Genomic DNA, 16,665 nt, shown 5'->3' on the forward strand with positions numbered 1-16,665 from the left:
CGATTTCCGGTTCATCCCCACGGGCGTGGGGAACACTGATCCGCGAGCAAACGCACGCGCTCGGTCTGCGGTTCATCCCCACGGGCGTGGGGAACACTCCAGCGAGCTGGAGGCCGACTGGTTCGGCGGCGGTTCATCCCCACGGGCGTGGGGAACACTCTAACCAGAACCACTTATATTTCTTAGCACAAAAACGCCACAACAAAAAAACCAAAATTTTACCCATAGTCAGGCATTATCATTGCATCATGTCTCTTTTTCCTCCAATGGCAAAAAACTGACCAGCGCCATGCCGTCAAAATCCACGGGAACCCGACGATTGACACCAAGCGTTTCAAATGAATACCCCTGCTCGGTCCGGCTTTGCCAGACCATCACCCCGTTGCCGTCCGCAATTCCCTCACGCACGGTGGACCAGACCATCTCGCGGGTGCGCAAGGACAGGTCACCCACATACACTCCGGCACGGATTTCCAGCATCCAGACGGCAAGACGCCCCCGCAGACGCGGCGGAACGCTCTCAACCACGATGACCGTCATCGCCATGCCCCTTCTCCTCCTCGAAAGCCGGCCCCGCAGCCTCGGGCGCAGGCTCAGGCAATTTTTTGCCCCCGGCGGCCAGAACTTCCTCAATCAACGGAATAATGCGTTTCAGCACCCGTTTCTTTCGAAACATGTTGCGGCAGGCAATGCGCGTTTCGCGCTCTGGGTCCGCAGGCTTGCCCGCGGCAACGCCGAACGCGGCCGGAACAACGGTCTCGAACTTGATGAGGTCCGCGATGTCATACACGAACGAACGGGGTTTTCCCGTATGCAGGAAACCGATTGCCGGCGCATACCCGGCTGCGAGAATGGCGGCCTCGCTGATCCCGTAGAGGCACGACGTGGCCGCGCTCAGGCACTGGTTCGGAACGTCTCCGCTCGAAAAACTCCCGGGATCGTATCGCCGCCCGGACCACTCAACGCGATAGAGCTTGGCCATCTGCTTGTACATAGCGCGCACGCGTGCGCCCTCCATGCCGCGCAGCTGCTCCACGCTGCGGCCGCCCGGGGCGTTGCCGCCAAAGCGGATCTCGTACATCCTGCGCACCACGTTGAGCCGCGCGGTGTCGTCAAGGGCGAGTGAGGCCTGCCAAAGCAACTTGTCGCTACGTGCGCCTCCGGGCTGCCCGGCGGCGTAGAGCCGCACACCGGCCTCCCCCACCCACACAAGCAGGGTGCCGGAACGGGCCGCAAGAGTCACTGCGGCATGCGAAACGCGTATGCCGGGTTCCAGCAGAATGCAGCACACCCCGCCCACCGGCACGTGCACCCGCACGCCTTCCGCATCCACCAGCACAAAGGAGCCATCCAGCACATCCAACCGGCCTTTTTCCAGAAAGACCATGCTGGACCGCTCCTTCAGCGGCAACGGTCTGAGCTTCGGCAGCATCACGCCCGCCTTACCAGCAACAGCCCGAAACCAAAGCCCTTGGCAGCGCCCACCCCCTGGAAAAGGGCTTTTTTCAGTAGCGCGGCATCGGAAACCGTGGCAAACCCGCACACATCAATACGCGAAAGCACCACATCCTTGCTGCCGCCCCTGTACCCGAAACGGCTCTGGTCATAGGCCTCCGCCATGACAGTTTCCTTTTCCAGTGCCAGGCCCAGAGTCTGCTCTCGTTTTTCAAGCCACTGTTCGGCAACACCTTGGGCTATTTCCGAACGCGGCGGCATTTCAAGCCCCTTGCGCATAAAGCGCTTTCGTTCGTCCTGCACCATGTCCACCCGGACCTGACGCCCGCGCCTGCCGTTGGACGAAGGTTCACGCCGCTTGATCACGGGATTGAAACGTAGGGAAAACAATACCCTGTCGCCGTTCGTCAGCTTCGGTTCATATTCCTTCACTTCTATCCTGCGCACAAAAGGCAAATCCTCGGGCCGCCGCTTCGAAACGGTCAGAAACGAGGAGTCGTCCAGATGGCGATACAGAAAGTCCCGCCGCCGGTCAGGGGAATCCGAAAAGAGCTTCCAGAGCGCCTGATGTGCCTCGTACACGCCCAGATGCGAGGACCGGGCCATGTCCAGCCGAATCTTACTCATGAACATGTTCCACCTCCGGTTTCCGACGCAGGGTGAAATGGTGCTCCTGCCGCATGGCGAACTGTCGTCGGGCCGAGTTGGTCAACACGTCGCGCACGGAATACACCGTGGAATATTTTTCCACTTCGGGGACGCCGTGCCCGGCGTCGGACCACACCTGCGAACCCGTGAACAGGGATCCCGCATTACGGCAGTGTTCACCGCATATTTCGTCATAGCGTTCAAACGCCTCGGCAACGTTGTCTGCGGACAGGATTTCCGGCAGCAGGGGAAAACCCGGCGGGCAGGATTTCCTGCCGAGGTAGAGCGCCAGCCGTGGCCGGGCCAGCGCGTCCCGCATGTCATCCACGCCGTATCCGGCATCTTTCTCCAGCCACACGCACACCGTGAACGCGGCCCCGGCAAGGTACTCGCGTCGGGAAAGGATGGTGGTAAGCTGCTCCTTGCAGACCTTGTTCACCAGCTCGTCGCGCCGCGTATGGTACGTCACCTTGCGCACGGAAGGAGGCGTCTGCACCGTGTGGTAGTCAATCATCCGTTCGCCCGAGGCGTCGGCACGTACGGCAATGCGCGCCGCGCCATGCAGGGTTTCAAGGGCATCCGGAGCGTCGCGCCGGATGCCCAGCGCGGCCGCCACCAACCCCATCACCCCGGAACGCCCGGGCCGCCCGGCCGTGGCGCGAACCTCGCCCACGGCCGAGACCGTGCCCCAGCTCTGCATGGGACCCCGGAGGGTAAAGACAAGATATTCCCTCATGGTCTTTACTCCGCGATGAAGTCACAAAGGTCTTTCAAAGTTTGCCGGCCATGGCCGCAAACTATGGATTCGGCCTCCTCGCCCAGTATGGCGTTGAAGCTCTCGCGTTTGGTTTCGAGCGCGGCAAGGGCGTCCGCAAGCATATCCTCGCCGTTCACGGGCTTGAGAAACGCCTCGGCAAGGGTGCGCGCATGGGCGTCGCCCTTTTCCGCCACGCAATAGGAAGCCACGGCGCGGGAGGCAAAGCTGTTCTGCTTGCCCGAGGGACTCACCGTGTACACGGCCCGCGCCAACGCTCCAAGAGTGCGGTTGCAAAGGTTCTCATCGCCACCGAGGTTTTCCAGCAGCAGGTCGCGGTCCACGCACACATACAGGTAAAAGAGGCCCGCGCCGAACTCAGCCACGCCCATGTGCCCGGCCCCGGGGTCGTCGCGGTTCAGATCGTCCACGGCGGTGAAGAAATCGTCCTCCACAACGGCCTTGTGAACGGTCATGGCGTGCGCCACCTGCACAGCGGCCTCCACGTTGTATTCCGGACGGCTGGCCAGCATTCGGCCGAACATGGCCACATCCACGGCATTGGCTTCACCGCGCAAAAGATCCAACGCATCTTTTTCCGGTTCCTTGCCTGTCTCGCGGCAGGTCTCCACCAGCTCGCCTACGGCCGCCAGTTCCACGGGGTTCAGGTGGGCCATCTGCTCGGTTTCGAGGGATTCAAGGAAATCCTTTTTCACAAACTTGTCCGCCTTGGCCTTGTATTCCGCCTTGTTCTTGGCAAACACGCCCGCCACAGCGCGCGCGATCTTGGCGGCGGCCGCCTGCTTCAGGGTTGGCAGATCGCCCGTTGCCTCAATGTCCTCCATGCTTTCCGCAAAGGTCACACCGTTTGTCAGGGCAAAATACGCGTATTTGCCGACTTCCTTGGTACGCTTGCCGAAATGATCACACAGCGCGCCCGAGATGTGCTCCGAGGTGCGCCATGCGCGTTTCAAGCTCTGGGAGGAAACACGCAACCGCTGGCACCCGCCCATCTTCACGGTCTTGGGGCGTCCGAGGTCGTCGCGGTTCAGGTTGCTGGCCGGATACGTGGTCAAAACGTGCAGTTGAATGAAACGGGACATAATATGATCTCCTTATGCTTTGCTTCGGTTGGGGTAGTATTCCCTGGCCCAGTTCATCCGGGCCTGATCGTTCCAGTACATGGTATGCCGGATCAACCCGCCGAGGCTGGCCACGCCGCCGCACATACCCACGAACCGCACCAACATGCGGTACAATTCATCGTATTCACCGTCCTCCACGGCCAGCAGCTTACGGAAACGTACGTCGCGCATGTCCGGAGAGCCCTTGCCCTCCCGAGCGAAAACAGCGGCGAAATGCCCCTTGTGCAAGTGCCGGGCATTGGCCAACACACCGGCCGCAAGAGCCAACCGTTCCAGATCAGGCTCGCCCAGTTCAAACGAAGCTAATTCCTCCACCAGTCCGTTGCGATAGGCCGGGGACACATACACCTCGGTGCGACTTTTGGCCCGGCGCAGACCGGCCCGCTGACCACGGTCTTTCTCCAGACCATGCCACCACGATTCCACGGCCTTCCAGAAGCCGTTGTCGTTGAATGCCTGATCCAATTTCATCATGCCTCCCTAGGCGGATACATTTCCATGCCGCGCAAATACTTGATATTGTAATTCCTCATGCGCTTGTGCGCTTCCACGCAGCGCTCCATGCGCTCTGGCGGTATGCCGAACCGTTCGGCGTTTTCCTCGAACAACTTTGAAGACTCGACCAAGAGCACCCTGCCCCACACAAGACGCAGCTCGTCCCGTTCGGACAGGCTCGCGTCGCGATCTGGCAAGGCAGCAAGCTGGGCCGCGTTTTCATAAAAAGCCGCTTCGGTGCGGCCCCAGAACATGTTGTTGGCGTTCTCGAAAAGACTCATGTCGGTCTTGGCCTGATTCTTTCCAGCATCATGCACCAGCGCGTCCTTAAGCGCGCCCAGCAGGTTGCGCCGCACCTGATCCGCAGCGGCCACCATGCCGCGCACTTCCGCGACGAAGGTCACTTCGTCCCCGAGCAGGACAAAGGATGGGAAGACATGCTCGCACCATTGCCGAGCTTTTGCATTGTCCATGTCATACCCGGCCACGCCGATCCGGCTGCCGCGCCTCCCGGCATTGCGTACGCACTGGGCCGCGTGCATGTGCCGCTTGGCGTCCGGCTCGCCATAGACAACGCCCAGCCAGTTGCTGTAGGCGTCTATGTTGCTGCGCCCTTTGATGGACAGGGGCGGTTTGCCCTGTTCCATGGTGTAGGGCGTGAGCGGATGCACCCATTCCGGGCCGTAGTTGTAGCCGTTGGGACGGGAAAGGAACTCGCGCACGGCCAGACCATGTTCCCTGCCGCAGACATGGCAGGGTCCTTGGGCCTCTTCCTCACGCAGCACAATGCGCCGGGGCATGCCCCAGAACACGTGCAGGGGATGCATATCCTGCGGATGCACCTGTTCATTCTTGTCGCTGGTGCGGGTGGGCGCGGCCCATGCATACACGCGAGAAGCGAGCACCCCCCTGTCCGAAGTGGGTTCGATGCTCCCCCGGCCCTTGACCGGAGCCACGTTCAGCCACAGGCTTTGCCACAGGGTGTCTCCCGCGCACAGGGTCGAAAGCGGACCGCCCCCGCGCATGGACGTGCGATTGCCGCGTCCGCCGGCCGGGGCAAAGGCCTGCAAGGTGAACAGGGCGGCCGCGGCGCAGGCCGGACACATGGCCTCCACCTGCCCGCGTTTGATAAAAAAGTCCTTATTTTCACGCAGGGTGATGCCGCCGGGCTGCTCAATGAGCAATGCCCCGATCCCGTTGCTCACGGGCTTGTCCATTTCATTCATGGTCAGGTCTTGCATGAACCGGGGGCGCTCGCCAAAAAGGTTGAAGAACTCCCGGTGGGCCGCAAAGGCCTCGCGTAGTTTCTTTTGGCTCGGCGGGGAACCGAGCATTCGGTCCCGGGTGCGCATGTCCGCAGGCGCAAACGCGGTCTGTAACAGGCCCACAAGGAATTCCATGAGCGCGGCCCGGAAATCCGCCCGTTGCGGATTTAAGCCTACGGGCGGATTGTCGCCCACGATTTCCCATGGCCGTATCCATTCGGTCCGCCCGTCCCCAAAAAGTGCGGGCAGCCACGGCTCATCCAATAAATTGTAGTTCATGGTTTTCTCCATATATATTTGGAATACGATACCATATACAAAAAAAAGCCCCCTAACCACCCTCATATAAAGTGGATCAGCGGACTCGACAATAACGAAGAACTAATACAATTATCGAAAAAAACACCAACTGCAGGGGATTTAATCAGTCAACAACCAGACCGCACCGCTGATCATAGCGGACGGTTCTGGTCACGCCCCTGGCGTCCTTGCCAGAACCAGACCACACGCCGGGCGAAATTTCGCACAGGGGCAGGCAGACGCACCACTCGCCCTTGTCCGGCATGGACTCCATGAGCGAGGACACGTCGCTAGCGCAGGATTGCGGAGCATGGGCGGACGAAAGAAGGCGCACGGGTACGCGCACCTCGGAACGCACGCAGTTGTCCATGCTCGCGCCCCTGCCGTCGTCAGACCACAGGCGCACCCCGTCATCCTCCACGCGCAACAGCCGCAGACCATGGCTCGGCTCGCCCAACCGCGTGGGAGCGGCTACGTCGTCGCCCCACGGCGAATCCTCCAGCGAATAACCCCCGGAAAAATCGAGGGAACCGAAACAGGCCACGGCCTTGTCCGCGCATTGCTTGCCAAAGGCGTCCATTTCCCGCCCGTCCATGCTATGCGGGGCGCACAGAACACCGTCCCCATAGCAGCCCTCTACCAATTCCCGTGCGTCGCGAGGCAACACGACGGCCCCCTTGGAGCACAAAATCCGGGCCGTACGCCACAAAACGGCCGGACGCGGGTACACATACTGCCCCTTTTCGAACATGGTCCCATACCAGTCTCCGGGCGCATCGTCCGCAGGTTCGGGCATGAGCACCCGCATCACTGCGGTTTCATAGCCGACCGGACGGGAACGCTCGTGCCTGTGGCACCGTCCGGCCCGCTGGATCATCAACTCCATGGGCGCTAGATCGCTCAGCAAAACATCAAAATCCAAATCAAGGGACTGCTCGACCACCTGCGAGGCAATCAGGATTTTCTCGGCCCGGTCGGACGCTACACTTTCCTTGCCGAACACGCGCAACACTTCCCGTTCGATATCGGCCCTGTCGGCGCCAGTGAACCGGGAATGAAACACCAGCACCCTGTCAGCGGGCAGGCCGTGTTCCTCAACCAGCAGCCGCGCCGCTTCCAGCACGTCCACCACAGTATTTCGAATCCAGCAGGCGCAGGCACCGGCCTTAAAAGCCCGGCGCAATGCGTCGAACATGCCGGATTCGTCATATACCGACTCCACGGCCACGTTCAGCGTGCGGCGCGTGGCAACGGGAATGGATTCTCCCTTCTCATCCGTCAGCCTTGTCATGAGCGGAAAGGACACGGAAAACGGGTCCGCATCCTGTTCGGGTTCGGGCACGTTTTTCCCGGCAAGGGCGCGGCCATTGCGCCACGCCTCGGCCAGAGTCCGGCGCAGCTCACTCGTCATGGTGGCCGAGAGCAGCACGGCGCTACCGCCCATGGCGGCATGAAACCGCAGCAGATTTGCTAGCAGTTCACCGGTGTAAACGTCATAGGAATGCACCTCGTCCACCACCAGCACGGAACGGCACAAACCCAGCAACCGCAGGGACTGATGTTTGGCCCCAAGCACGCCCAGCAGAGCCTGATCGATGGTACCCACACCGCACGCAGCCAGCAGAGCCTTTTTGCGACTATCCGCCAGCCAGTGGGCGCTAACCGCGCCCCCTTCGTCGTTGTCTGCTCCCTGCCGCGCGCAAAGGCCGGACATGTATGTTTCATTGAGAAAGGTGCCGCCGTGCGCGAGGGCGAGAAAAATATCCTGATCGAACAAGGCCCGGTATCCTTGGGCGAGGCGTTCATACATGGCGTTTGCCGTGGCCATGGTGGGCAGCCCCACGTACAGGCCCGATGCAAGGCCAAAGCGCATGGAACGGTGCGCAGCCAGCAGGGCCGCCTCGGTCTTGCCCCCGCCGGTCAGATCCTCAATGATGAACATTTCCGGCCCGATGGGTTCCGGCAGATCGAGAACGGCCTGCTGCATATGGCTTGGCGCGCATCCCTTCAAATGGGGCAGCAGGTCCGCAAACTCACAGCTATCCGTGGCGTGCGCCCCGACCAGCCCGAGTGCGTCCACGGCATCGGCCGCCCGCCCCTGCGCAACCGGCCAATAGGCTTCAAAACAATCCCACTTGGAAACGGGCTTGAACCAATGCTCGTTGGAGCCGATCCAATCCGCAAGGATGATCAGCCCGGCCGTGAACCACGACAATGGCTCAAGCTCCACCTCTCGGAACTGTTCATATGATTCGCAAAGAAAGCGCGCCGCCACCTCGCGCACGAACGCTTCGGCATCAGCCTCCACGGAAAACGCGGAATGCCCCAAATCGCAGGTATCGCAGGGTGATCCGTGATGGCAGAATGCGGCCGTCAACAACGGTTTCAGGGAGTATTCATCCGGCAGGTCAAGATAGTCCCATGGCCATATTTTTTCCCAGAGAGCAAGCCCGTATTCCGTGTGATGGTGCGCATACCCGCCGCGACGGTGTCCGAGCTTTTCCCCCAACGAGGTCAAACGCTGAAAGCCGGGATGGAACTTGCCCAGATCGTGACACGCGGCAAGAAAAAGAACCAAGGAACGCACATGGCCGGTCGGCATGGGGGCAAGATCAGCCATGCGAGCCGCCCACACGGGGTTCGCGTCCAGCAACCGTTCGGCCACGGCCGCGACGTCCAGACAATGATGCCCCAGATGATGCCAGTCCCCATCCAAAAACGTCTTTCCCCAATAATCGTAACGCACTCAAGTCCTCCCGACCGGGACAAAACGCAACTTAAATATTTAACTGTAGATAAAACAACTCGAAACGTCAGGTTTTCCAACATGGAACAAATGGCAACAACCTCTGATAAGCCCTACTTCTCAGCCCTCGACAAACTGGGAAAGGATTACCCTGTATACACCGTATTTGCAGGCTAATTTGCAAAATCTGTTGTAAAACTTCAGTGAAATAGTTCCTCTGCAAAGTAGTGACTTCTGGCCAAGTTGTGCTCAGTATTTTCATATGGCAAACTAAGACGTAACAAGCATTGCTAGGACCGATCAACATGGCATTGATCAGAAATTCACCAACGAGATAAGCCGATGCAAAACTCGTATATTGAACGCTTTAACAGGTCTTGTCGAAAAAGAATTTAGGCGTATCTACCTTTGACAGTTTGACAAAAGACCCCGACAATCCGGGGTCTTTCTTTTTTCCTCATGGGGGCGGGGGAGATTTGCGGTGCTCAACGTTGTAGCCAAAGAAAAATTCAAGACATGGAAAAATGCACAAACGGCGGAGCGAGTATCAGAATTCACCTTTTTGCCATCACAAAATTGCCTGAACAACCGGAACGACTTTCAGAGTCTATCCGTGTGCTACGCCGCCCGATTATTGTAGCTCCTTCAAAGCTCTTTCAAGCGCGGCAGGAATGTGCGTAATCAACTCACCGATCTGCGAGGCCGGATTAAGGTCCGCCAACTCCCCAGCATGACGATTGGCTTGAGCCGCAACCCACGCTGCACGAGATACGTCAAAACCGGACTCGATCAAAGCGCAAGCCATGCCGGTTACGGTGTCACCCGTTCCTCCCATCGCTTCCATTGCTTCAATCGACGGGCTTGATACCCTTGCCAGCACGCCTTCTTTATTGGCAATGTGATCCGTGCTCCCCTTGACCAACAGACACTGGGCCGCGTTTTGGTGTGCATAAGCTCGGACGACAAGCTCCTGTATTTTCTCGTCATCCTGCAAAATAAAACCACGTGTGTAAAATGGATGCGGCGCCATCTCATCCGCCAGAAACGCCAGCTCACCAACATCTGGTGTAAAAAGGGTATATGCACCTGCATTCCCGCTCATTTTTGCTGCGTACATAAAGCCAGCATCGGCCACGAGCGTGGGAAACGTTGTCAACGATTGGATACTCAGCAAAATCCGATCATGCCAATCCACGTCGGGCTGTAAGTAATGAAAAGCAAGAGTGGAAAACGTTTGCTGTGGCAAAATACGAGTCAAATATTCATAGATATTCCGACTCCCCTTCCCCAACCCTTCATCTCCTACTAAAAAGGCGTACGGTGGCTGCAATTGCAGACAACGACACGTCACAGCCGAAGCAGCCAACAGGGCGGGAGTCCCGCGGTCAGGGGAAAATTCCCTGCCATCCACGGCAAGGCGTCCATTTTGGAAATCAATTGTTCCTTCCAACACCGGAATGGTCGGATCAGGGATGGTCCCCACTACTGCGAGCACTGGCGCTTCACCTCCTCGTAGGCGAGCTGCAAAGCATAACCGCACAGAGTATGTCCTACTTCGCGCGGTTCAGGAGCATCCTCCAACGTGCGTCCAATAAGTTGAGCCGCGATGTACGGAACATCTGGACAACCACCGCCGGACACGTTCACGATAGTCCCCCCGCTCTTTTCCACGGTAATTTTCATGTTCGCGGCGCGCACCATCAGGTACCGTCCGAAATCCTTTATCTGAAACAAATCCACGGGAGAAAGCAACGGCCCGGTTACCGGCACGACATCCAATGGAACCGTTCCAGCCTTCTCTAAGGTGCGCAGGATATCAAGTCCCTCAATAAGAGGATACTCTACCACAAGATCACAACCCTTCTGAATCTCTGGAGGCGGTCCCATCACCTTGATCGCATAGCCCGCACGCTTGAGTTCCTGTTCGGCCCGAATGACCTCACTGGTATGTTCAAAAATAAGAAGTCCCCGGTCCGCCCGGACAGTGCCCTGCGAACCGGGAACAATCTTTCGGAGTAGCTTCCGAAGGCCCATATTTAGTCCCCGGCAAGCATCAAACGATATTCACCGTTATCCTCTTCAACGGATTCCACACGCCATCCTTTGGATTGCGCGGCACGAGCCACATTTTCCTTGGAGGCCTCGGTGTCCAACAAGACTTCTATTTTCCCCGATCCCATTGCCACGATCTTTGCCAGGGTATCCAGTACCGGCTGAGGGCAGGACAGCCCCCGCGCATCGACAGTCTCAATCATGTCGTATTCTCCCTAGGCTGATTTTTTTCGCATGGTAAATCCAATAAACAAACACACAGCCAATCCAATGAAGACCGCCGCTATACCGTGCGGCCCCACGCCCTTAGGCGAACTGGCCAAGCCAAAGTTATGCGCAAAACCGGCGCCAACGATCATGCCGAACACAAAGACGGCGGCATCGCCATCTCCCTCGCCCGCCATGAACAGCTGCCGTCCAGGACAACCACCAGCCAAAGCAAAGCAAAGACCGGCAAGGACCATGCCCATAAAGTTCCACAAACCCTGGGTGTGAGCCACGGGCTGTCCGGCAAACCCAGGATTAAACTGTCCAAGGATTAAGTTCACGGCAAAGGCTGCGGCAAGTAAGGCCAGAACACCGGAAAAAAGGTGAACCTGCCGGAACAAAATCAAATCACGAAAAGCCCCCATGGTACAAAACCGGCTCCGTTGGGCAATGGCTCCCACCAACAACCCCACACCCAGAGAGATGAACAATGGCGCATGCATCGCTCCCGGTCCCTTGAGGCTGTAAAAAAGCACACCTGATTCAGCTTTGCCGGAAACCTGCGGATACAGAAACATCAAAATCAAAAAACCGACCATGACCAAAGGCATAATCAGTCCCACCGACGAGTATGTCTTTTGACTACGACCGAGGTTATACCCTTTCTTGAAGAAAAGTGTGCCGACCCAAATTCCGGCGATGAGACCGGCCAGACCGAAGAGGGAATTGAGATCTCCGCCAGCCAGCCTCAACAGCGCACGCCATGGGCACCCTAAAAAAACCAGGGCGCCTATCATGGCAAACACACCGAGGATGAATCGGACGATGGGCGCGGATCCGGCCCTGGGCCGAAAATCTTTGCCGACCAGTGCGGCACCCAGCGCACCAAGAACAAAGCCGAAGATTTCAGGACGCATATACTGGACAACGCCCGCACGGTGCAGCCCGACAGCACCGGCGATATCCCGCTCAAAGCAAGCAACACAGATGCCCATGTTCCCAGGGTTGCCCAGATACTGGAGCAAAGCTGCCAAGCACCCGATCACAAGCCCGACGAAAATGATTCCTTTTCGCGAGGCAAAAAAATTGACCATACGTCCTCCTTTCTTAGCAAAACGAACGAAACCTACCCCTCAGTCAAGACGGAAGTTATCGAAGAAGCGTTGGGCAGACCAATTGTTTATAAGCAAACAAACAGTATGGAGATATAGAGAATTTCTATTTGAAAAAGCGAAGAAATAATGGCCAACCAGTTGAGTAAAACTCACAAGATTTAAGGAGAAACAACAAACATTCCATCCTTAGAGTATTGGGAAGGAAATGCTTTCACTGCTTGCCCGCTTGGGGAGGCGTGTGTTCATAAGTAGCCGGTTCTTAAAAACTAATATTGATATATAAACATATAACAACAATAAAAGACAGTTAGAGATCGTTTTAACTGGACACACTGCAAGGGATATCCTAAAGACAATTTCCACGCATGATGGGACGCCGTCCGCACGAAGGGACGGCTCACAGTCAATCATAACCCAAAGAGCTTACCTCATGAACCAGCAATCCATTCCACCGCGTGGAAGCGCTCTGCTTCCCCTTCTCCTCTTTCTCGCTCTATTCATCGGCACGGGAACAGTGCTCACCATTCAAGGCAAGAGCATGGCGTTCTATCAATTGTCCGCTGCGGTCGCCATTTTACCAGCCATTGCTCTGGCCTTACTCATGGGCAAGGAAAAGTTGGACAAAAAAATTTCCATCTTCCTGCATGGCGTCGGTGACATCAACATTGTGACCATGTGCGTGATCTACCTTTTAGCGGGCGGCTTTGCCTCGGTTGCCAAAGCCATCGGCGGAGTAGACGCCACAGTGAACCTGGGCTTGGCATTCATCCCCGCCGAACTCGTCCTTCCGGGGCTTTTCACCATTGCCGCGTTTGTCGCCACGTCCATGGGAACCTCCATGGGGACCATCGCAGCCATTGCTCCCATTGCCGCCGGGGTGGGACATCAAACCGATATTTCCATCGCCATGCTCATGGGGACCGTTGTTGGTGGTGCCATGTTCGGAGACAACCTCTCTATGATCTCGGACACAACCATTGCAGCAACACGCACACAGAACTGCGCCATGAGCGACAAGTTCAAGATGAACTTTCGAATAGTCACCCCCGCAGCTCTTGGCACCCTTCTTCTGCTCGGGTTTCTCGGTACGTCGGGAACGGTCACGAACATTGGGGACTGGGAGTTCATCCGTGTTGTACCGTACCTTGTCATTCTTGGTCTGGCCGTGGCCGGTGTGAATGTTTTCGTTGTGCTTGCCACGGGCATCGTCCTTGCGGGCGGTGTAGGCCTGACCGTCATACCGGACTATTCATTGCTCCAGTTTGCCCAGGACATTTATTCCGGTTTTGCAAGCATGCATGAAATCCTGGTCCTCTCCATGCTGGTCGGCGGCTTGGGAGAGTTGATCCGGTTCAACGGCGGCCTGCAATGGCTATTGGAACGTGTCAACTCGCTTGCTCGCCGGGCTGGCCGTGGAAACACCAGGCGTTCCGGCGAATTTGGCATTGCGTCCCTGGTGGCCCTGGCAGACGCATGCACAGCCAACAACACCGTAGCCATCATCCTTACTGGTCGACTTGCCAAGGAAATCGCAGCGGATACGGGTGTGGATCCTCGCCGAAGCGCCAGTCTTCTGGATATCTTTTCATGCATTGTGCAGGGGATGACCCCCTATGCTGCCCAAGTACTCCTTGCCGGATCCATTGCAGGAATATCTCCGGTGGCCGTGGTCGCCAACAATTGGTATTGTATGGTGCTTGCAGTGATCTCCATCGGCGCCATTACCACGGGGCTTCCTAAAATCAAAAAACAGGCGGCCGAATCGCTCGCCTGATGCATTTCTCCCCAAAAAAACGCCTCCTGCCCGAATCGGTAAGGAGGCGTTCTTTTTGGGGAGAAGCAAAATGAATTTTGCCTCAACACAAAGACGAAGGTGCTATTTTTTTCGCAATGCCATCTTAACTACGACCTCCACGGCGACAATCGCCGCCGGAACCGCCAGGCCACCACAGATAAAGCCCCTCCAAAACTCCGAAAGAGAATTCCACCAACTCATTTTCCCACTCCATTAGTTCAGATCAGCCGCATGAATACATTCTCCGTTCAAGATTCCATACACCTATCATGATCATCAGGGGAGACTCAAGATACGGATTATATATGATATTGCAGAACAAGCCGCTGTAGCGCCTTATTTTCTTTTCTCGCATAATATGCTTTTATACTACTCCTCCATCAATCAGACTGAGACCAGGGCGGAAAGCATGCGAGATGATGCGCTGCAAAAAATTTTACAATTAACCACGGCTGTTGCCAAGGGAGACCGCCAAAGTGTGCAGGACTTGCTGCAACTCACGGCAACTCCGGGTATCCCCGCTGTGGTGGCAGAACTGGCGGAACAAATTTCCAGTATTGTGGTCCAAAAGGAAGCCAGGGAATTTCGGTTGGAGATGATGATTGAGGATTTGCTTCAAGCAAAAGATCAAATCGAAGAGGCTCATCGCGACTGTTTGACCGGTCTTCCGACTCGAGCGACTTTTTTTAAAACGCTGGATACAATCTGTGCGGAAACCGAAGCAAAGCAAACGTGCTTAGGGCTGCTTTTTATCGACCTGGACCGATTCAAACAAGTCAACGACACCATGGGGCATGATGCCGGAGACGCACTTCTCAAAAATGTGGCGCGGCGAATCTGCGCGACACTCGGAGAGACCGACACGGCCGCCAGATTGGGAGGCGACGAATTTACCGTAATCCTCCCGAACCTCAACTCACCGCAACAGGCCAAAGATCTTGCCGACACCATCCTGGCGGAACTCAAACGCCCCTTTTCTCTGCCCCAAGGCCAGGCCAAAATTGGCGCTTCCATCGGTATCAGCCTGTACCCTGCGGAGGCGGACCGACCTGTTACCCTGGTAAAAAATGCAGATATCGCCATGTACCGGGCCAAAGAACTGGGGCGCAACTGTTGCCAGCTATATGCCGACCTTGGCACCCTTCTCTAAAGGACAGCAGACCCGCCCATTGGAAGATCTGCTGTCGCGTCCACTGAACATTTTACTGCTGAGCGACCTGCTCACGATAATAGGCTAGGTCTTCCACGGTGAGCACGGGAAAATCATGTCGCTCGCCAAACGATGCAACCTCCGGCAAGCGGGCCATGGTGCCGTCCGGATTCGTAAGCTCACACAACACACCGCAAGGTTCCAGACCGGCCAAGCGCATCATATCCACAGTAGCTTCCGTATGCCCTCGACGCTCCAGTACGCCGTTGGGTTTTGCACAAAGCGGAAACACATGTCCGGGGCGATGCAAGTCACCCGGAGTGGCTGAAGAGGCTATGGCAGCTTGCACGGTTCGCAAACGATCCGCTGCGGAAACACCCGTCGTCACGCCCTCGGCAGCTTCAATGGAGACTGTAAACGCGGTTTGATATCGGCTGGAATTATCACGAACCATAGGCGGCAGCTCAAGAGCGCGCACCTTTTCATCCGTAAGGCAAAGACAGACAATCCCGCTGCACTCACGGATGAGCATGGCCATTTGATCCACACGCAATGTCTGAGCGGGAAAAATCAAATCGCCTTCATTCTCACGATCCGCATCATCCGTAACCAAAACCCCCCTGCCTTGGCGAAGGGCTTCAATTCCGGCGCGCACACGTTCCACCTGATCACCAAAACGGGAAAGCAACGACTGATCCATGGTAATACTCCTTCACAGAATCAGGGTACCAGAATCAGGGCATAGAAAAGACAGCCGCTCACATGACGCGAACAGCCAGCAAGGGTGGAAAGACCCTCGCGTGGGGAGACTGCCTTATCCTCTTCCATCCGGACTGTTACCGTCGGTTCCGGAATCACACCGGATCTGCTGACCTCTTGAACAACCAAGAGCGCTCGCGGACTTTTCGGCAAAGCCGAATCACCGCCGGTGGGGAATTCCACCCCGCCCTGAGAATAAGTGCGAAGAAGCAAACGCCTTTCCGTCCTTGTTGTCAACCCTTCCGCCCAGACCCCAAGCTCAAAAATATGAATTCAAAACCACAAAAAATCATACGCCCCTCTTTACACATTATCGCTATTCATCTAATGTAAAAGTAGGAATGATTTTCATATCGCATACCGAACCAGGAGGACATTATGGCGAACATGGATTATCCCGGCCCCTGCCCCAGTTGTGGCGGCATTGACGGATGCAGTGCTGGTACTTCCAAAGAAGAAGCCGTTGCTCACTACTGCAAGGGACTGGAAATGGAACTCAACGCGTGGAAGGCGCGTTTGTACGACGTACTGGTGGAAGTCGGCGCTATGAATGCCGCGGACCAAGAAAAGGTTGCGGACACGCTCACGCTGATCAAATCAACAGTGAAGGAAATTGAGGCGGTTCGTGACCAGATGCTGGAAATCTGCCCTACCAACCTCTCGGATAAGGAGTCGGAGCTGGGCGGCAAACTGGAGGCTTTACGCACCAACTATACTAAGGCCTTACAGGTCATCAGCCCTGGCTGGTTCGGCGGCTGAGATCAAAAAAACAAAACACG

The 16,665-nt window shown here is 56.8% G+C and carries 16 protein-coding genes and 1 riboswitch; of the genes, 3 read left to right on the forward strand and 13 right to left on the reverse strand.

The genetic code is table 11. The features are described 5' to 3' along the window. Window positions 1-246 precede the first annotated feature (246 nt). The 12 genes from cas2e to yedE form a co-directional block, all read right to left on the reverse strand. Window positions 247-546 carry a type I-E CRISPR-associated endoribonuclease Cas2e gene (gene cas2e / locus B5D49_RS12420; protein WP_200806803.1) on the reverse strand — a complete coding sequence of 100 codons (300 nt, stop codon included), beginning with the start codon at window positions 544-546 and terminating at the stop codon, window positions 247-249. After that, the gene (cas1e, locus tag B5D49_RS12425; RefSeq protein ID WP_078718033.1) at window positions 521-1,432 is read right to left on the reverse strand and encodes a type I-E CRISPR-associated endonuclease Cas1e; all 912 of its coding nucleotides are present in this window, start codon (window positions 1,430-1,432) and stop codon (window positions 521-523) included. Before cas1e ends, cas2e begins: the two co-directional genes overlap by 26 nt. Further along, window positions 1,432-2,082 carry a type I-E CRISPR-associated protein Cas6/Cse3/CasE gene (cas6e, locus tag B5D49_RS12430; RefSeq protein WP_159447229.1) on the reverse strand — a complete coding sequence of 217 codons (651 nt, stop codon included), beginning with the start codon at window positions 2,080-2,082 and terminating at the stop codon, window positions 1,432-1,434. The genes cas1e and cas6e overlap by 1 nt, the downstream gene beginning before the upstream one ends. After that, window positions 2,075-2,839, reverse strand: a complete 765-nt coding sequence (gene cas5e / locus B5D49_RS12435; protein WP_078718035.1) for a type I-E CRISPR-associated protein Cas5/CasD — start codon at window positions 2,837-2,839, stop codon at window positions 2,075-2,077. Before cas5e ends, cas6e begins: the two co-directional genes overlap by 8 nt. A gap of 5 nt (window positions 2,840-2,844) precedes the next feature. Further along, complete coding sequence (gene cas7e / locus B5D49_RS12440) at window positions 2,845-3,960, reverse strand: type I-E CRISPR-associated protein Cas7/Cse4/CasC (protein ID WP_078718036.1); 1,116 nt, start codon at window positions 3,958-3,960, stop codon at window positions 2,845-2,847. 12 nt (window positions 3,961-3,972) lie between these two features. Then, on the reverse strand, window positions 3,973-4,476 hold the full coding sequence (casB, locus tag B5D49_RS12445) for a type I-E CRISPR-associated protein Cse2/CasB (RefSeq protein ID WP_078718037.1): 504 nt from the start codon (window positions 4,474-4,476) through the stop codon (window positions 3,973-3,975). Continuing rightward, window positions 4,473-6,041 (reverse strand): type I-E CRISPR-associated protein Cse1/CasA, encoded by a 1,569-nt coding sequence (casA, locus tag B5D49_RS12450; RefSeq protein WP_078718038.1) that lies wholly within the window; start codon window positions 6,039-6,041, stop codon window positions 4,473-4,475. Before casA ends, casB begins: the two co-directional genes overlap by 4 nt. A 145-nt stretch (window positions 6,042-6,186) precedes the next feature. Then, complete coding sequence (locus tag B5D49_RS12455; RefSeq protein WP_078718039.1) at window positions 6,187-8,808, reverse strand: CRISPR-associated helicase/endonuclease Cas3; 2,622 nt, start codon at window positions 8,806-8,808, stop codon at window positions 6,187-6,189. A 631-nt stretch (window positions 8,809-9,439) separates the two neighbouring features. Then, on the reverse strand, window positions 9,440-10,303 hold the full coding sequence (locus B5D49_RS12460) for an NAD(P)H-hydrate dehydratase (protein ID WP_078718040.1): 864 nt from the start codon (window positions 10,301-10,303) through the stop codon (window positions 9,440-9,442). Beyond that, the gene (locus B5D49_RS12465) at window positions 10,291-10,842 is read right to left on the reverse strand and encodes a putative Se/S carrier protein (RefSeq protein ID WP_078718041.1); all 552 of its coding nucleotides are present in this window, start codon (window positions 10,840-10,842) and stop codon (window positions 10,291-10,293) included. Before B5D49_RS12465 ends, B5D49_RS12460 begins: the two co-directional genes overlap by 13 nt. A 2-nt stretch (window positions 10,843-10,844) precedes the next feature. Continuing rightward, window positions 10,845-11,063, reverse strand: a complete 219-nt coding sequence (locus B5D49_RS12470) for a sulfurtransferase TusA family protein (protein WP_078718042.1) — start codon at window positions 11,061-11,063, stop codon at window positions 10,845-10,847. A 12-nt stretch (window positions 11,064-11,075) separates the two neighbouring features. Then, complete coding sequence (yedE, locus tag B5D49_RS12475) at window positions 11,076-12,161, reverse strand: YedE family putative selenium transporter (RefSeq protein ID WP_078718043.1); 1,086 nt, start codon at window positions 12,159-12,161, stop codon at window positions 11,076-11,078. Between the two features lie 451 nt (window positions 12,162-12,612). On the opposite strand from yedE, the gene B5D49_RS12480 reads away from it, so the two are divergent. Together B5D49_RS12480 and B5D49_RS12485 are read left to right on the forward strand one after the other, a co-directional pair. Then, window positions 12,613-13,956: a Na+/H+ antiporter NhaC family protein gene (locus B5D49_RS12480; protein ID WP_078718044.1), complete on the forward strand. Its 1,344-nt coding sequence runs from the start codon at window positions 12,613-12,615 to the stop codon at window positions 13,954-13,956. A 430-nt stretch (window positions 13,957-14,386) separates the two neighbouring features. Continuing rightward, window positions 14,387-15,127, forward strand: coding sequence for a GGDEF domain-containing protein (locus tag B5D49_RS12485; RefSeq protein WP_159447230.1), 741 nt, complete (start codon window positions 14,387-14,389; stop codon window positions 15,125-15,127). Window positions 15,128-15,179: 52 nt separating this feature from the next. Here the strand turns inward: B5D49_RS12485 and ribB are convergent, their stop codons facing one another. After that, window positions 15,180-15,827, reverse strand: coding sequence for a 3,4-dihydroxy-2-butanone-4-phosphate synthase (ribB, locus tag B5D49_RS12490; protein WP_078718046.1), 648 nt, complete (start codon window positions 15,825-15,827; stop codon window positions 15,180-15,182). A gap of 112 nt (window positions 15,828-15,939) precedes the next feature. Continuing rightward, window positions 15,940-16,087, reverse strand: a riboswitch (FMN riboswitch). A 177-nt stretch (window positions 16,088-16,264) separates the two neighbouring features. Between ribB and B5D49_RS12495 the strand changes: the two genes are divergently transcribed. Continuing rightward, the gene (locus tag B5D49_RS12495) at window positions 16,265-16,645 is read left to right on the forward strand and encodes a hypothetical protein (RefSeq protein ID WP_078718047.1); all 381 of its coding nucleotides are present in this window, start codon (window positions 16,265-16,267) and stop codon (window positions 16,643-16,645) included. The last annotated feature ends 20 nt before the right edge of the window (window positions 16,646-16,665 follow it).

The organism is Paucidesulfovibrio gracilis DSM 16080 (assembly GCF_900167125.1).
GTDB classification, from domain to species: domain Bacteria; phylum Desulfobacterota; class Desulfovibrionia; order Desulfovibrionales; family Desulfovibrionaceae; genus Paucidesulfovibrio; species Paucidesulfovibrio gracilis.

Excerpts from the sequence above, each read along its gene's own strand:
- cas2e (WP_200806803.1), bottom strand. The coding sequence starts at position 546 with ATGGCGATGACGGTCATCGTGGTTGAGAGCGTTCCGCCGCGTCTGCGG.
- cas1e (WP_078718033.1), bottom strand. The coding sequence starts at position 1,432 with ATGCTGCCGAAGCTCAGACCGTTGCCGCTGAAGGAGCGGTCCAGCATG.
- cas6e (WP_159447229.1), bottom strand. The coding sequence starts at position 2,082 with ATGAGTAAGATTCGGCTGGACATGGCCCGGTCCTCGCATCTGGGCGTG.
- cas5e (WP_078718035.1), bottom strand. The coding sequence starts at position 2,839 with ATGAGGGAATATCTTGTCTTTACCCTCCGGGGTCCCATGCAGAGCTGG.
- cas7e (WP_078718036.1), bottom strand. The coding sequence starts at position 3,960 with ATGTCCCGTTTCATTCAACTGCACGTTTTGACCACGTATCCGGCCAGC.
- casB (WP_078718037.1), bottom strand. The coding sequence starts at position 4,476 with ATGATGAAATTGGATCAGGCATTCAACGACAACGGCTTCTGGAAGGCC.
- casA (WP_078718038.1), bottom strand. The coding sequence starts at position 6,041 with ATGAACTACAATTTATTGGATGAGCCGTGGCTGCCCGCACTTTTTGGG.
- B5D49_RS12465 (WP_078718041.1), bottom strand. The coding sequence starts at position 10,842 with ATGGGCCTTCGGAAGCTACTCCGAAAGATTGTTCCCGGTTCGCAGGGC.
- B5D49_RS12470 (WP_078718042.1), bottom strand. The coding sequence starts at position 11,063 with ATGATTGAGACTGTCGATGCGCGGGGGCTGTCCTGCCCTCAGCCGGTA.
- yedE (WP_078718043.1), bottom strand. The coding sequence starts at position 12,161 with ATGGTCAATTTTTTTGCCTCGCGAAAAGGAATCATTTTCGTCGGGCTT.
- B5D49_RS12480 (WP_078718044.1), top strand. The coding sequence starts at position 12,613 with ATGAACCAGCAATCCATTCCACCGCGTGGAAGCGCTCTGCTTCCCCTT.
- B5D49_RS12485 (WP_159447230.1), top strand. The coding sequence starts at position 14,387 with ATGCGAGATGATGCGCTGCAAAAAATTTTACAATTAACCACGGCTGTT.
- ribB (WP_078718046.1), bottom strand. The coding sequence starts at position 15,827 with ATGGATCAGTCGTTGCTTTCCCGTTTTGGTGATCAGGTGGAACGTGTG.
- B5D49_RS12495 (WP_078718047.1), top strand. The coding sequence starts at position 16,265 with ATGGCGAACATGGATTATCCCGGCCCCTGCCCCAGTTGTGGCGGCATT.